Raw genomic sequence first — 14,590 nt, 5'->3', positions numbered from 1 at the left:
GCTACAGGGCTGACGCGCTACTCGGTCCGTGCACCCGCATCGCCGGTCACGTCGGTCACCTTCCAGCGCTGGTTCGAGCCGGAGTTCGGCCACCACACACCGACGGTGGCGCCGTCGCTGGTGGACTGGCCGAAGACGTCCGGGAGCTGGCCGGTGGCGGCGTTGACGAGGGTCCAGGTGCCGTCACCGGTCGTGGACATGATCCACTGAGCGGCGCTGTCGCGGCGGCCCTCGTCCCGCTCGGCCACCAGGGCGCCGTCGCGGATGGCCAGGCGCTTTCCTTCCGCGGCCTCGGTGAACACGTACCGCTTGCGGTTGTCGGTGCCGCTGATCTGCTCCAGCCGCCACTGCTGACCACTGGGGTCGGCCGAGTTCGCGCTCTTGATGACGAGGCCGGTGCCGTTGTCGGCGATGGTGAGGTCCTTGCCGCTCTGGACGCCGGTCAGCCGGTAGGTGTGGCCCTTCTTCAGCTCGGCCGCGTCCTTGGCGACGCCGGACACTCCCTTGACGAGGAAGGAGGTCACGGACTGGGCGGGCACGGTGACGGTGGCCTGCTTGCCGGTGACCCGGACGGGCTTCTGCCGCTCCAGCTTGCCGTCGGCGCTGGTCACCACCGGGGTCACGGTGGCACGGGAGGAGACACGGCCGAACTTCGACAGGTCGAGGGTGACGTTACGGGCCTCGGTGGTGCTGTTGACGTGGACGACGGTTGCCGCGTCGCCCTTCTTGGAGAGCGCGGCGGTGCTGGAGGTGTCGTCCGTCTTGATCAGCCGGTCGCCGGGCTTGATGTAGTGGGTGAAGTTGCGGGCGGTGTCGAACTTGGTGTTCGTGTAGATCGGACAGGTTTCCAGGGTGTCCTTCGACGTGCAGCTGAAGGGAATCTGGATCTCGCCCCAGTTGCCGCCCTTCGCGGACTCGCCGCCGGGCTTCATGTTGTCGTAGTCCTCGACGGGCTGCCAGAACACCCAGGCACGGGGCTCCAGTTCACGCAGGTCGTCGACGATGCGCTGGGCCAGACCGAGGCCGGGCCGCATGTCCGTGAAGCTCTGGCCGTCGCCCCAGTCGCCCTCGACCTCGCTCATCCACAGCGGCTTGTCCGCGGCCTTGGCCAGGTCGCGCACGGTGGTGCGCTGGCCGGTGCCGTAGGTGTGGACGTTCATCTGGCCGACGAGGTCGCGGACCTCCTGGGGGTAGGAGTTCCAGTTCGTGGCGAAGGTGCCGGGGTTGGTCTCGTCCATCGCGGAGATGTCCGCGCCGGTCCGGGACTTCTCCAGGGCGGGGGCCAGCGCGCGGAGCACCTGCTGCTGGAGTTCGGGACCCATGTGGGCCCCTTCCTGACGGCCGCCGACCGGCTCGCCGTCCTCGCCGAGCCGCGTGCCCCAGTAGGGGGTGTTCGGCTCGTTGAACGGGTCCAGGGTGTCGACCTTGATGCCGTGCGCCTTCTCCAGCCGCTCGGTGGCGCCCACCAGGTACTCGGCGAAGTCGTCGACGGACTCGGTCTTGAGCTGGTCCTTCGACGAGTCGAAGCCACCGGAGACATAGCCGCTCACCGTCATGAACCACGGCGGCGAGTTGCTGAACGTCTCCCAGTGGGTGATGTCCTTCTTGATGCGGTCCACCCACCAGCGCTGTGTGGCGTCGGCGTTCTTGTTCCAGTCGGCGGGGTCGTCGGCGTCCCACCAGTCGACGTCCTCGCGGGTGGTGCCCGCCGGGGCCTTCCACCAGCCCTCGACCGCTCCTCCGGGGCGCAGGTAGTCCTTGACGTCCGGGGCGTTGCCGCCGCCGATGTTGTACCGGGCGATGTTCAGGTTGAGGCCGTCGTCGCTGAAGAGGAGCCGGTAGAGCTTCTCCCGTATCGCGGGCGGGTAGTCGCCGGTGGCGTTGGCGAACCAGACCAGGCTGGTGCCCCAGCCCTCGAACCTCTCCTGCTGGTAGGAGGGGTCGGGCCGGACGGTGACCGAAGCCGCGGCAGCCGTCGTCTCGGCGTGCGCGGCGGGCAGTGAGGTGGTGGCCAGCACGGTTCCGGTCGCGAGGGCGGTGATGCCGACGGCGCCCAGGAGCTTTCTCTTGCGGGTGCGGTGTGCCATATCGAGTACTCCAACTCCGTGGCCTGTGTTGGTGCGGTGCGGTGCGGTGCGTGCGGTCCGGTTCGGTACGGTTCGATACGTTCTCGTACGATTTCGACACGGAATGTTTACGTAAACATGCGCTGGCGCGATGTCTACACTGTCCGAATCGCGACGGTCAAGGAGTCGTTCCGGACCGAAAGTTGCGCAGCCGGGGAACGGAGGGGCAGGGGTGGACACAGCCGACGGTGAGGGAGCCCGTACGAGAAGGCGTGCCGCCCGCCCCCGGCAGGGCGCCTCCATGGCGGACGTGGCCCGGCTCGCCGGCGTCTCCTCCCAGACGGTCTCCCGTGTCTCCAACGGCTTCCCCGGAGTGACCGAGGAGACCCGTCGGCAGGTCCTGGCCGCGATGCGGGAGTTGGGCTACCGACCCAACAGCGCGGCACGGGCGCTCCGGCGCGGCGAGTTCCGCACCCTCGGCGTGATCACCTTCTCCCTCTCCACCATGGGGAACATCCGCACCCTGGAGGCGATCGCCACCTCCGCCGCCCAACACGGTTACGCCGTCACGCTCCTGCCCGTCGCCGTTCCCACCCAGGACGAGGTGAACGGTGCCTTCTCCCGGCTGGGGGAACTCGCCGTGGACGCCGTCATCGTCATCATGGAGATCCACCTGCTCGACGCGGCGACCGTCTCGCTGCCGCCCGGCGTCCAGGTGGTGGTGGCCGACTCGGACGCCGGTGACCGCTACACCGTGGTCGACACCGACCAGGCGGGCGGAGCCCGTGACGCCGTACGACATCTGCTGGACCTCGGCCACGACACGGTGTGGCACCTGGCCGGTCCCGAGGACTCCTTCGCCGCCCAGCGCCGTGCCAACGCATGGCGTGGCACCCTCACCGAGGCGGGCCGCGTTCCGCCACCTCTGGTGCGCGGCGACTGGTCGGCCGAATCCGGTTACCGGTCCGGTCTCCGGCTGGCCGACCGGCGGGACTGCACGGCGGTGTTCGCCGCCAACGACCAGATGGCACTGGGCCTGCTGCGCGCCCTGCACGAACGCGGCCGGAGGGTTCCCGACGACGTCAGCGTCGTCGGCTTCGACGACATCCCGGAGGCGGCGTCCTTCCTGCCTCCCCTCACCACCATCCACCAGGACTTCGCCGAGGTGGGACGGCTCTGCGTCGAGGGAGTCCTCAGCAAGATGCGGCACGCGGGACCTCACGGGACGGAACACGGTACGACGCTCGTCCCGACCCGACTCGTACTGCGCCACAGCACGGCACCGCCGCCTGCACGCTAGCCGTGGCGAGGGGGGCATGCCCAGGTGCGGTCGAGGAAGCGGGCGGTGAGGCGATCAGTGTCGGCGGGCGATGCGCGCGCAGCCACGCCTGCGCCCTCGTACTGGGCACGCGTGGCGGCCAGGGTGAACAGGCCGAGGATCGTGGCCTCGGCGCCAGGAGTCTCCGGGGTGAGCGCGATGAAATCGTGGGCCGTGTCCGACAGTCCCTCCAGGTAGGCGTTGCCGTTCTGCACGACCAGCCCGGCGACGCGCTCGGGGTGACGGAGCGCAAGGCGGAAGCCGACCGGAGCGCCGTTCGACACTCCGCAGCGGGTGACCGCCTGTGCGGGGAGGCAGGTGACTAGGTCCCGGCGGACAGCGATCTCGCTCCCGTCCATGCCGTCCGCGCCCACACCGAGGCGGTCCTCAATGCCCTGCTGCGCGGCGCGGCGCCCCCGGAGGCCGATCTGCGCGCCGTCACAGATGCTCAGCGCGACCGCCCCCGGCCGTACGCGAACTACCAGCGCCACAAGCAGGCCGCCGACCGGAACCGGTGAGCACCGACCGGACCTCCAGTTGGTGGCGCCGTTCCCTCAGCAGTCGTAGTCGATGAGGTCGAACGAGGCGTAGTGGTCCGCGGTGTAGTAGTCCTCCTGGTACTCCTCACCGGTGACGATGCGGCGCGCACCCCGCGTCGACGAGCCCGGGGTGATCACCGTGTACTCGTGGTAGTAGCCCGTGGACTGGCTGGGCAGGATGCCTTCCCGGTTCTGGAAGACGGTGCCGTCCTGCGAGTAGGGGAAGGGGCCGCCCTGCTCGATGAGATCGAGCGTGTCGTACGCCTGGGAGGGCAGGTCGCTGTAGCAAATGCTGCCGACAGCCGCGGCCGCCGGGGTGGCGGTGACGGTACCGCCGATGAGGAGGGCGGACAGGACGGCGGCCGCGGTGCCGATGCGGGTGATTCGTGGGGGGAATCTCATGCCCTCATGATGACGCGCGTAGACAGGGGCATGTCAACGACAGCTCCGCGGATTTTCCCGTCAAGTCCGATGAGTTTTCGGGAAGTTAACCTGCCCATGACGCCTCCATGTCGTCTGCATGCCGGGCTCAGCCGGACCGTCGGCTCTCCGCGGCGGCGAACAGCGCGAACGCCAGTACGACCAGGGCGGCGCTCGCGTAGATCTCGTATCCGTCGAGGAAGCCGACCCGCTGAACGAGGCCGATGTCCCAGTCGGTGAACTCGTGCACCAGACCCATGACGCCCTGCGCCAGGGCGATCACTCCGAGAAACTCCAGCAACTGCTTCATGGGAACGACCCTCGCCCCGTGGGCCCCCCGCACGCATCGGCCGCGGGGCGAGGCACGGCCGACCGAAGTCGGTGATCTTCGCCCGCGACCGCGCCGAAAGTAGCCGGTGCGCCGACTTTGGTCGGCGATCCCGCCCGCGGGGCGGCGGCAGGGTCCGGCACCTGCGTAGATTTGTCGACCGTGACAGGTCAAGGTGACAGGACGGCGCAGACGGCGCCGGCGTTCGAGGGGCGCCGGTGGCTGTTCCCGTCCGCCCTGATCCACGCGCTCGACCTCGACGCCGGACAGCCCGGCCGACGGCCCCGGCGCACTGCGCGCGACTGGCTCGTCGACTTCTCCTGCTTCTTCGTGGCCATCGTCGTCGGCCTGCTGGCCGCGGACTCCATGACCCCGGAGAACACCCCGCACGCCCTCCTGGTCGTCGACCAGTGGCTCGGAGCGCTGTCCTGCGCCGCGGTGTGGCTGCGCCGCCGCTGGCCGGTCGGGCTCGCGATCGCGATGATCCCGGTCGGCTTCATCTCCAACACCGCGGGCGGCGTCGGCATGGTCGCCTTCTTCACCCTCGCGGTGCACCGGCCCTTCCGGTACGTGGCCTGGATCGGCGGCATCTCCACCGCCCTGATCCCGCTCTTCTTCTGGCTGCGTCCGGAACCCGACCTGCCGTACCTGGTGGCCGTCGCGTTCACCGTGCTGCTCGCCGTCTGCGTCATCGGCTGGGGCATGCTCGTCAGGTCCAAACGGCAGCTGATGTTCAGCCTGCGCGACCGCGCCCGGCGCGCCGAGACGGAGGCCCATCTGCGCGCCGAGCAGGCGCAGCGGCTCGCGCGTGAGGCCATCGCCCGCGAGATGCACGACGTGCTGGCCCACCGGCTGACCCTGCTGAGCGTGCACGCGGGCGCGCTGGAGTTCCGGCCGGACGCGCCCCGCGAGGAGGTCGCGCGGGCCGCCGGTGTCATCCGGGAGAGCGCGCACGAGGCCTTGCAGGACCTGCGGGAGATCATCGGCGTCCTGCGGGCGGGCGAGCCCGATGACGCGGGCCGTCCCCAGCCGACGCTCGCCGCCCTCGACGCGCTGGTCGCGGAGTCCCGCGAGGCCGGTACCAAGGTCACCCTCGGCCTGCGGGTCACCGACCCGGCCGCCGTCCCCGCCTCGATCGGCCGCACCGCCTACCGCATCGCCCAGGAGGGGCTGACCAACGCCCGCAAGCACGCCCCCGGCACCGAGGTCACGGTGTCGGTGACCGGCGCGCCGGGCGAGGGCCTCACCATCAGCGTGCGCAACCCCGCCCCCGACGGCGAGGTCCCCCACGTCCCCGGCTCCGGGCAGGGCCTGATCGGCCTGACCGAGCGCGCGACGCTGGCCGGGGGACGGCTGGAGCACGGGGCGCGGCCGGACGGGGGCTTCGAGGTGCGGGCCTGGCTGCCGTGGGGTGCGCCCGGCCCGTGAGCGATCACGTATCCTCCCATGTCGCTGTCGCGGGAGGGCAGTTGAGCAGTGCGTGGTGGTGGTGTTGGGCCGACGGCGGTGCGGCCATCAGGAGGGCGCGTTCCGGGAGGGGGCAGCACAGTGAGTTTCGGGGGGCCGGGTCCGTACCAGCCGCACTGGCCACCCTGCGGCCGGGCGGCAGGCACCGCCGCTGCGCACGCCGCGCTGCCCGCCCTGCAGCAGGACCGTGCCGGCCGCCCGACGCAACCGTGATTACGTGAGGGCCATGACTGCGATCAGAGTGCTTCTCGTCGACGACGACCCCCTGGTGCGGGCCGGACTGTCCTTCATGATGGGCGGCGCCGACGACATCCGGATCGTCGGCGAGGCCGCCGACGGCGGCGAGGTCGAGACGCTCGTCGACCGCACGCGCCCGGACGTCGTACTGATGGACATCCGGATGCCGACGGTCGACGGCCTCACCGCCACCGAGCGGCTGCGCGCCCGTCCGGACGCCCCTCAGGTCGTGGTCCTGACCACCTTCCACGCCGACGAACAGGTGCTGCGGGCGCTGCGCGCGGGCGCCGCCGGGTTCGTCCTCAAGGACACCCCGCCCGCCGAGATCCTCGACGCCGTGCGCCGGGTCGCCGCCGGTGACCCGGTGCTGTCGCCCACCGTCACCCGCCAGCTGATGGAGCACGCGGCCGGCACCGCCGCCGACACCCGGCGCGCCCGCGCGCGGGAACGCATCGCCGCCCTCAACGACCGCGAGCGCGAGGTCGCCGTCGCGGTCGGCCGGGGCCTGGCCAACGCCGACATCGCGACGGAGCTGTTCATGAGCGTGGCCACCGTCAAGACCCACGTCTCCCGCATCCTCGCCAAGCTCGACCTCAACAACCGCGTACAGATCGCGCTGCTGGCGTACGACGCGGGACTCCTCGACGCAGACGGGGACGGGGACTAGCGTCCCGGCGAAAACTTCCTCGGCGGGGTGTCGTATCGGGGCGTACGCCGGACGTCTTACTGGTGAGAGGGCATGAAGCCCGTCGACCCAGTGGAGGCACACCCCCGTGACCACCAAGCCGAAACCGATCCCGGACGCATACCGTCGCATCACCCCCTGTCTCATCGTCCAGGGCGCGGCGAAGGCCCTCGACTTCTACGCCGAGGTGTTCGGGGCGACCGAACGCATGCGCTTCCCGGGCCCGGGCGGGACCGTAGCCCACGCCGAGGTGCAGATCGGGGACTCGGTCGTCATCGTCGAGGACGAGTCGCCGGAGCGGGGCACCAAGGCACCGCCGGCCGGCGGCCTGACCGGCTCGCCCGCGTTCCTGTTCCTGTACGTCGAGGAGGTGGACGCCGTCGTCGCCCGGGCCGTGGAGCGCGGCGCGACGCTCCAGCGGCCGCCCCAGGACCAGTTCTACGGCGACCGGGACGGCTACATCGTGGACCCCTTCGGGCATGGATGGGTCGTCGCGACGCACGTGGAGGACGTGGCGCCGGACGAGATGGCGCGACGGCTGGCCGACCTGCACAGCGGGGCCGAGGGCTAGGAGGTGGAGCGCATGAAGTATGTGCTGATGTTCGTGGAGACCGAGCAGTTCGCCAACGAACTGCAGGCGATGGGACCGGCCGAACGGGAACGGGCGTTCGCGCGGGTCCACGAGTGGTGGGAGGCCCACGCGGGCAGGATCACGGGCGGCCAGAAGCTCCAGCCAGCGGAAACCGCGACGACGGTACGGCTGGAGGGCGGCGATCCGGTCGTCGTCGACGGTCCTTTCGTGGAGGGCAAGGAGGTGATCAGCGGCTACGTGGAGATCGACGTCGCCGACCTCGACGAGGCGCTGCGCATCGCCAAGTCCTGGCCGGGCTGCCCGGTCGTGGAGATCCGCCCGGTGGACGTCACCACTCCGGTCGGATGACTCAGGCGCCGCACGACCAGCTGGCCCGCGTGGTGCGAGAGCACGCGGGCCGGCTGGCGGCCGCGCTCGTGCATGTGACCGGGGACTTCGCGACGGCGGAAGATCTGGTCCAGGACGCCGTGCTGGCCGCCCTCCGGCACTGGCCGGCGGACGGCATCCCCCAGCGGCCGGACGCCTGGCTGTTCACCGTCGCCCGGCGGCGCGGCCTGGACCTGCTGCGCCGCGAGAGCAGGTACCGGAGCAAGGTGGAGCAGCTGAAGCAGTTGGAAGAGCTCCAGTGGCCGGTCCAGCCGGAACCGGACGCACGACTGCGGCTGATCTTCACCTGCTGCCACCCGGCGCTGTCCCAGCAGGCGCAGATCGCGCTCACCCTGCGCGTGGTGTGCGGGCTGACCACCGCCCAGATCGCCCGCGCGTTCCTCGTACGCGAATCCACCGTGGCCCAGCGGATCACCCGCGCCAAGCGAAAGATCACGGATGCGGGCATCCCGTACCGGATCCCCGACGCCGACGAGCTGGGCGCCCGCCTGTCCGGCGTCCTCGCGGTCATCTACCTGCTGTTCAACGAGGGCTACCTGTCCACCGCCGAGCGGGCGCAGTCACGCGACCTCGTCGACGACGCCGAATGGCTGGCGACCCTGCTCCACCGGCTCATGCCGGCCGAACCGGAGGTGGCGGGACTGCTCGCGCTGATCCGGCTGCACCGCGCCCGCACGGCCGCCCGCTTCGGCCCCGAGGGCGGACTGGTGCTGCTCCAGGACCAGGACCGGTCCCGGTGGGACCGGGAGGCGATCGGCGACGCCACCCGGCTGCTGACCCGCGCGGCGAAGGCGCGGCGACCGGGTCCGTACCAGCTCCAGGCCGCGATCGTCGCCTGTCACGCCGAGGCCGAACGCTGGGAGGACACCGACTGGAAGCAGATCGTGATCCTCTACGACATGCTGCTGCACCTCGCGCCGTCCCCCGTCACCCGCCTGCACCGGGCCATCGCCCTGCGCTACGTCACGGGCCCGCGCGCCGCACTGACCGAGGTGGACAGCCTCGCGGCCGAGCTGGACCGCTACCACCTCTTCCACGCCACCCGCGCCGAACTCCTGCGTGCGCTCGGCGACCCCGACCAGGCCCGCGACGCCGACCGTCGCGCCCTCGAACTGACCGCCAACCCCGCGGAACAGGCCGTCTTGCAGGAGCGGATTGCCTGGAGCTAGGCGGCGCCGTCCGTTGTCGCGGCGACGGTAGGGAGGGCTCGTGGTGGGGTACGAGGAGGCGCGCGCCGCGCTCGCCGACCTACGGCTGTCCAAGGACGGCGCCGGGATGGGGGTGACGTTCCTCGACGAGGAGCTGATCGGGAAGTATCCGGCTCGCCACTCGCCCGCCGCACCTGCGCGGTGGCCCGCCACGGCGGCAGCGCACCGTCGCCCACGCGTGCGCGGCTACGCGGTCGGAAATCGCGAGGCGAGCGCAGGCCGGGGGCCCGAAGGGCATTGCACCGGCAGCGAACGGCAGCCACACGCCCCCGCCTCCTACCGCAGCACCGGCTCCGCCCCGCCCGGGATCTCCGCGAGCCGGACGGGTCTGTGCTCCCGGCGAGAGAGCTCGCAGGCCTCGGCGATCCGTAGGGCCTGCAGGGCCTCGCGGCCGTCGCAGGGGTTGGCCCGTTCGCCGCGCACCACCTCGACGAAGGCGTTCAGCTCGGCCTCGTAGGCGGGCCCGAACCGCTCCAGGAAGGTGGTCCACGGCTTGCTGGCGGCCGGTGGCCCGGTCGGCTCGGTGGACGCGATCGGCGTACGGTCGTCCAGGCCGACCACGACCTGGTCGAGCTCCCCGGCGAGCTCCATCCGCACGTCGTAGCCCGCGCCGTTCAGCCGCGTCGCGGTGGCCGTCGCCAGGGTGCCGTCGTCGAGGGTGAGTACCACGGCCGCGGTGTCGACGTCCCCGGCCTCGCGGAACATCGCGGGACCGGCGTCGGACCCGGCGGCGTACACCTCCGTCACCTCATGCCCCGTCACCCAGCGCAGTACGTCGAAGTCGTGGATCAGGGTGTCCCGGTACAGCCCGCCGGACAGCGGCAGATACGCCACCGGCGGCGGCGCCTGGTCGGAGGTCATCGCCCGCACGGTGTGCAGCCGGCCGAGCCGCCCGGAGCGTACCGCCTCGCGGGCACCCGTGTAGCCCGCGTCGAAGCGGCGCTGGAAGCCCATTTGCAGGATCGTTCCGGCCGTCTCGACCTCGGCGATCGCGAGCAGCGAGCCGGGCAGGTCGAGCGCGATCGGCTTCTCGCAGAACACCGGCAGCCCCGAACGCGCCGCCCGGCCGATCAGATCGGCGTGCGCCGCGGTCGCCGTCGTGATCACCACCGCGTCCACGCCCCACCGGAAGATCTCGTCCACGCCCGGCGCGGCCGTCTCCCCGAGCCGGAGTGCCAGCTCCTGCGCCCGCACGGGGTCCGTGTCCGTGAGGATCAGGGAGCCCACGTCACGGTGGCGGCTGAGCGTGTTCGCATGAATGGTGCCGATGCGACCCGTACCGATGACCCCGATGCGCATGAGAACAAAGTGGGGCTCGACTCACCGCACTGTCAATGCTTATGTCCGGACAATCGGACTTCACAACTTCCCGTCAACCCGTCACAGAGCTACGCTCAGGCCCGTGCCGAAACCAGACGTGGACCCGACCGTGCAGCTCGACCTCAGCGTGGACCGCAGCTCACCCGTGCCGTTGTACTTCCAGCTGTCCCAGCAGCTGGAGGCCGCCATCGAGCACGGCACGCTCACGCCCGGCAGCCTGCTGGGCAACGAGATCGAGCTCGCCGCCCGGCTCGGCCTGTCCCGCCCCACGGTCCGCCAGGCCATCCAGTCCCTGGTCGACAAGGGCCTGCTGGTACGCCGCCGGGGCGTCGGCACCCAGGTCGTGCACAGCCAGGTCAAGCGCCCGCTGGAGCTGAGCAGCCTCTACGACGACCTGGAGGCGGCCGGGCAGCGTCCGGCCACGAAGGTCCTTGTCAACACCGTCGTCCCGGCGTCCGCCGAGGTGGCGGCCGCGCTCGGAGTGGCCGAGGGCAGCGACGTACACCGCGTCGAACGGCTGCGGCTGGCGCACGGCGAGCCGATGGCGTACCTGTGCAACTTCCTGCCCACCGGCCTGATCGAACTGGACACCGAGCAGCTGGAGGCCACCGGCCTGTACCGGCTGATGCGTGCCGCCGGGATCACCCTGCACAGCGCCCGCCAGTCCATCGGCGCCCGGGCCGCCACCGCCGCCGAGGCCGAGCGGCTCGGCGAGAGCGAGGGCGCCCCGCTGCTGACCATGCAGCGCACGACGTTCGACGACACCGGCCGCGCGGTCGAGTACGGCACGCACACCTACCGTCCGACGCGTTACTCCTTCGAGTTCCAGTTGCTCGTACGGCCCTGAGAGCCCTGAGAGCCCTGAGAGCCCCGAGAGCCCTGACGGCCCTGACAGCCGACCTGTCCCGCCGCGCGATTCGTCGCAATGTCCGGACAATGCGACCGGGTCGCGCTCCCCGGTCGCGGGCCGCGTGATCCTTGTGTTCGATACTGGGGCGTTTGGGGTCGGTGGGATGACCGGCCCCTTGCGTACCGGAGAACACAGCAAGAAGGGCACGGCCTCGTGGCACGGTTTGGGACCGGGTTTCGGACCTGGGTAGGCATCGCGGTGGCAGGGGCGCTGTGCGCGTCCCTCGCGGGGTGCAGCAGCACCGGCGGCAAACGCGCCGAGGACGCCCGCAAGGCCGCGGCCGCGCAGGGGAAGGCGGCGGTGAACACCCCCCGCTGGACGTTCGCCATGGTCACCCACTCGGGCGATGGCGACACCTTCTGGGACATCGTCCAGAGCGGCGCGGAGCAGGCCGCCGTGAAGGACAACATCAACTTCCTGTACTCCCACGACGACGAGGCGCAGCAGCAGGCGCAGCTGGTGGACGCGGCCGTCGACAAGAAGGTCGACGGCATCATCGTCACCCTCGCCAAGCCGGACGCGCTGAAGGCCGCCGTCGCCCGTGCGGTCAAGGCGGGCATTCCGGTGATCACAGTGAACTCGGGTTCGGCGGAGTCCAAGGAGTTCGGCGCGCTCACCCACATCGGCCAGGACGAGACGATCGCCGGCCAGGCCGTCGGCGCGGAGCTGACCAAGCGCGGCAAGAAGAAGGCGCTGTGCATCCTGCACGAGCAGGGCAACGTCGGCCACGAACAGCGCTGCGCCGGGCTGAAGGAGACCTTCGACGGCACCGTGCAGAACCTCTACGTCACCGGCACCAACATGCCCGACGTGCAGTCCGCCATCGAGGCCAAGCTCCAGTCCGACAGCTCGGTCGACGCCGTCGTCACCCTCGGCGCCCCGTACGCCGACACCGCCGTCAAGGCCAAGCAGAGCGCGGGCAGTGAGGCCGAGATCGACACCTTCGACCTGAACGCCAAGGTGGCCGCCGGACTGAAGGACGGCACCCTCGGCTTCGCCGTCGACCAGCAGCCCTACCTCCAGGGCTACGAGGCGGTCGACCTGCTGTGGCTGTACAAGTACAACGCCGATGTCCTCGGCGGCGGCCGGCCGGTGCTCACCGGCCCGCAGATCATCACCAAGGACCAGGCGGGCGCGCTGGCCGAGTACACCGAGCGGGGCACCCGATGACCGCGATCACTGGCGAAAGGATTCTGCACGCCTCTCCGCTGCGGAAGCTGCTGAGCCGCCCGGAACTGGGCTCGGTCGTCGGCGCCGCCGCCGTCTTCCTCTTCTTCGCCCTGTCCGCCGACAGCTTCCTGAAGGCGCCGAGCCTGAGCACGGTCCTCTACGCCTCCTCGACGATCGGCATCATGGCCGTCCCGGTCGCGCTGCTGATGATCGGCGGCGAGTTCGACCTGTCCGCGGGCGTCATGGTGACGTCGTCCGCGTTGATCTCCTCGATGTTCAGCTACCAGATGACGGCCAACGTCTGGGTCGGCGTCGGCGTCTCCCTGCTCGCCACCCTCGCCGTCGGCGCCTTCAACGGCTTCATGCTCACCCGCACCAAACTGCCGAGCTTCATCATCACGCTCGGCACGTTCCTGATGCTGACCGGCATCAACCTCGGCCTCACCAAGCTGATCTCCGGCACGGTCTCCACCAAGACCATCGCCGACATGGAGGGCTTCCCCACCGCACACGACGTCTTCGCCGCCACGCTGACCCTCGGCGGCGTCGACTTCAAGATCACAATCCTGTGGTGGTTCGCCCTGGTCGCCCTTGCCAGCTGGATCCTGCTGCGCACCCGCGCCGGCAACTGGATCTTCGCCGTCGGCGGCAACCAGGACGCGGCCCGCGCGGTCGGCGTCCCGGTCACCAAGACCAAGATCGGCCTCTACATGGGGGTGGCGTTCGGCGCCTGGATCTCCGGCCAGCACCTGCTCTTCAGCTACGACGTCGTCCAGTCCGGCGAGGGCGTCGGCAACGAGCTGATCTACATCATCGCCGCCGTCATCGGCGGCTGCCTGATCACCGGCGGCTACGGCAGCGCGGTCGGCTCGGCGGTCGGCGCGTTCATCTTCGGCATGACCAGCAAGGGCATCGTCTTCGCCGAGTGGAACCCCGACTGGTTCAAGTTCTTCCTCGGAGCGATGCTGCTCCTCGCGACCCTGCTCAACGCCTGGGTCCGCAAGCGCGCGGAGGCAAGCAAGTGACGCAATCGGCGGGACGTACGGCACTCGTGGAGCTGTCCGACGTCAGCAAGCACTACGGCAATGTCCGCGCCCTCGAAGGCGTCTCCCTTCAGGTGCACGCCGGGGAGATCACCTGCGTGCTCGGCGACAACGGCGCAGGCAAGTCGACCCTGATCAAGATCATCGCCGGACTGCACCAACACGACGGCGGCACCCTGCGCATCGACGGCGAGGAGACCCGCCTCGGCTCCCCGCGCGAGGCCCTGGACCGCGGTATCGCCACCGTCTACCAGGACCTGGCCGTCGTATCGCTGATGCCGGTCTGGCGCAACTTCTTCCTCGGCTCCGAGCCCCGCAAGGGCCTCGGCCCCTTCAAGCGCATGGACGTCGACTTCATGCGCCGCACCACCCACTCCGAACTGCTGCGCATGGGCATCGACCTGCGCGACGTCGACCAGCCCATCGGCACCCTCTCCGGCGGCGAGCGCCAGTGCGTGGCGATCGCCCGGGCCGTCCACTTCGGCGCCAAGGTCCTCGTCCTGGACGAGCCGACGGCGGCCCTCGGAGTGAAGCAGTCCGGGGTCGTCCTGAAGTATGTGGCGGCGGCACGGGACCAGGGTTTGGGTGTTGTATTGATCACCCACAACCCGCATCACGCGTACATGGTGGGCGACCGCTTCGTGCTCCTGAAGCGGGGTTCGATGGCAGGAAGCCACACCAGGGACTCGATCACCCTGGACGAGCTGACACGCCAGATGGCAGGCGGAAACGACCTCGACGATCTGCGCCACGAGCTACAGCGCACCTAGGGGCGCGGGACTGTGTCAATATGCGGCTCCGCCGCGTGGGCGCGAGAAACCACAACGAACCCGCACCCGGCAGACAACCGGAAGCCCCCCACGATCCCCTTACCGCACCCTGAGTCACGGTGAGGCAGAA

Annotated in this window: 15 protein-coding genes; 10 read left to right on the top strand and 5 right to left on the bottom strand. The window is 70.5% G+C overall.

The features are described 5' to 3' along the window. Positions 1–17: 17 nt before the first annotated feature. Positions 18–2,087: a glycoside hydrolase gene (locus tag SSP24_RS05745; protein ID WP_141307668.1), complete on the bottom strand. Its 2,070-nt coding sequence runs from the start codon at positions 2,085–2,087 to the stop codon at positions 18–20. 280 nt (positions 2,088–2,367) lie between these two features. Between SSP24_RS05745 and SSP24_RS05740 the strand changes: the two genes are divergently transcribed. After that, positions 2,368–3,366 carry a LacI family DNA-binding transcriptional regulator gene (locus SSP24_RS05740; RefSeq protein ID WP_141307767.1) on the top strand — a complete coding sequence of 333 codons (999 nt, stop codon included), beginning with the start codon at positions 2,368–2,370 and terminating at the stop codon, positions 3,364–3,366. Here SSP24_RS05740 and SSP24_RS45265 read toward each other — a convergent pair. The 3 genes from SSP24_RS45265 to SSP24_RS05725 form a co-directional block, all read right to left on the bottom strand. Further along, a complete protein-coding gene (locus tag SSP24_RS45265; RefSeq protein WP_373306633.1) occupies positions 3,363–3,875 on the bottom strand; it encodes an alpha/beta fold hydrolase in 513 nt (170 codons plus the stop codon). The two genes, SSP24_RS05740 and SSP24_RS45265, sit on opposite strands and share 4 nt — an antisense overlap. A gap of 63 nt (positions 3,876–3,938) precedes the next feature. Further along, positions 3,939–4,325 carry a guanyl-specific ribonuclease gene (locus SSP24_RS05730; protein ID WP_141307667.1) on the bottom strand — a complete coding sequence of 129 codons (387 nt, stop codon included), beginning with the start codon at positions 4,323–4,325 and terminating at the stop codon, positions 3,939–3,941. Positions 4,326–4,452: 127 nt separating this feature from the next. Next, positions 4,453–4,653 (bottom strand): hypothetical protein, encoded by a 201-nt coding sequence (locus tag SSP24_RS05725; RefSeq protein WP_141307666.1) that lies wholly within the window; start codon positions 4,651–4,653, stop codon positions 4,453–4,455. 171 nt (positions 4,654–4,824) lie between these two features. Here SSP24_RS05725 and SSP24_RS05720 point away from each other — a divergent pair, with 171 nt between their 5' ends. From SSP24_RS05720 to SSP24_RS05700, 5 genes are all read left to right on the top strand, one after another. Then, the gene (locus SSP24_RS05720; RefSeq protein ID WP_174864597.1) at positions 4,825–6,099 is read left to right on the top strand and encodes a sensor histidine kinase; all 1,275 of its coding nucleotides are present in this window, start codon (positions 4,825–4,827) and stop codon (positions 6,097–6,099) included. A gap of 265 nt (positions 6,100–6,364) precedes the next feature. Then, positions 6,365–7,042 carry a response regulator transcription factor gene (locus SSP24_RS05715; RefSeq protein WP_141307664.1) on the top strand — a complete coding sequence of 226 codons (678 nt, stop codon included), beginning with the start codon at positions 6,365–6,367 and terminating at the stop codon, positions 7,040–7,042. Positions 7,043–7,148: 106 nt separating this feature from the next. Continuing rightward, positions 7,149–7,631, top strand: coding sequence for a VOC family protein (locus SSP24_RS05710; protein ID WP_141307663.1), 483 nt, complete (start codon positions 7,149–7,151; stop codon positions 7,629–7,631). A gap of 12 nt (positions 7,632–7,643) precedes the next feature. Next, on the top strand, positions 7,644–8,000 hold the full coding sequence (locus SSP24_RS05705) for a YciI family protein (protein ID WP_141307662.1): 357 nt from the start codon (positions 7,644–7,646) through the stop codon (positions 7,998–8,000). Next, a complete protein-coding gene (locus SSP24_RS05700) occupies positions 7,997–9,208 on the top strand; it encodes an RNA polymerase sigma factor (RefSeq protein WP_141307661.1) in 1,212 nt (403 codons plus the stop codon). The genes SSP24_RS05705 and SSP24_RS05700 overlap by 4 nt, the downstream gene beginning before the upstream one ends. Positions 9,209–9,523: 315 nt before the next feature. On the opposite strand, the gene SSP24_RS05695 is transcribed toward SSP24_RS05700, so the two are convergent. Continuing rightward, positions 9,524–10,546 (bottom strand): Gfo/Idh/MocA family protein, encoded by a 1,023-nt coding sequence (locus SSP24_RS05695; protein ID WP_141307660.1) that lies wholly within the window; start codon positions 10,544–10,546, stop codon positions 9,524–9,526. A gap of 130 nt (positions 10,547–10,676) precedes the next feature. Here SSP24_RS05695 and SSP24_RS05690 point away from each other — a divergent pair, with 130 nt between their 5' ends. From SSP24_RS05690 to SSP24_RS05675, 4 genes are all read left to right on the top strand, one after another. Then, entirely contained in the window at positions 10,677–11,414 is a 738-nt protein-coding gene (locus tag SSP24_RS05690; protein ID WP_141307766.1) for a GntR family transcriptional regulator, read from the top strand. Between the two features lie 216 nt (positions 11,415–11,630). Next, entirely contained in the window at positions 11,631–12,647 is a 1,017-nt protein-coding gene (locus tag SSP24_RS05685; RefSeq protein WP_444546194.1) for a sugar ABC transporter substrate-binding protein, read from the top strand. Further along, positions 12,644–13,672 carry an ABC transporter permease gene (locus SSP24_RS05680; RefSeq protein WP_141307658.1) on the top strand — a complete coding sequence of 343 codons (1,029 nt, stop codon included), beginning with the start codon at positions 12,644–12,646 and terminating at the stop codon, positions 13,670–13,672. Before SSP24_RS05685 ends, SSP24_RS05680 begins: the two co-directional genes overlap by 4 nt. Next, a complete protein-coding gene (locus tag SSP24_RS05675; protein ID WP_141307657.1) occupies positions 13,669–14,460 on the top strand; it encodes an ATP-binding cassette domain-containing protein in 792 nt (263 codons plus the stop codon). The genes SSP24_RS05680 and SSP24_RS05675 overlap by 4 nt, the downstream gene beginning before the upstream one ends. Positions 14,461–14,590 lie beyond the last annotated feature (130 nt).

The organism is Streptomyces spinoverrucosus, from assembly GCF_006539505.1.
Taxonomy (GTDB): domain Bacteria; phylum Actinomycetota; class Actinomycetes; order Streptomycetales; family Streptomycetaceae; genus Streptomyces; species Streptomyces spinoverrucosus.
Note: the sequence above shows the minus strand (reverse complement) of the source record. Positions and strands in the feature narration are given on the sequence as shown.

Coding starts and splice junctions, on each gene's coding strand:
- SSP24_RS05745 (WP_141307668.1), bottom strand. CDS start 2,087: ATGGCACACCGCACCCGCAAGAGAAAGCTCCTGGGCGCCGTCGGCATC.
- SSP24_RS05740 (WP_141307767.1), top strand. CDS start 2,368: ATGGCGGACGTGGCCCGGCTCGCCGGCGTCTCCTCCCAGACGGTCTCC.
- SSP24_RS05730 (WP_141307667.1), bottom strand. CDS start 4,325: ATGAGATTCCCCCCACGAATCACCCGCATCGGCACCGCGGCCGCCGTC.
- SSP24_RS05725 (WP_141307666.1), bottom strand. CDS start 4,653: ATGAAGCAGTTGCTGGAGTTTCTCGGAGTGATCGCCCTGGCGCAGGGC.
- SSP24_RS05715 (WP_141307664.1), top strand. CDS start 6,365: ATGACTGCGATCAGAGTGCTTCTCGTCGACGACGACCCCCTGGTGCGG.
- SSP24_RS05705 (WP_141307662.1), top strand. CDS start 7,644: ATGAAGTATGTGCTGATGTTCGTGGAGACCGAGCAGTTCGCCAACGAA.
- SSP24_RS05700 (WP_141307661.1), top strand. CDS start 7,997: ATGACTCAGGCGCCGCACGACCAGCTGGCCCGCGTGGTGCGAGAGCAC.
- SSP24_RS05695 (WP_141307660.1), bottom strand. CDS start 10,546: ATGCGCATCGGGGTCATCGGTACGGGTCGCATCGGCACCATTCATGCG.
- SSP24_RS05680 (WP_141307658.1), top strand. CDS start 12,644: ATGACCGCGATCACTGGCGAAAGGATTCTGCACGCCTCTCCGCTGCGG.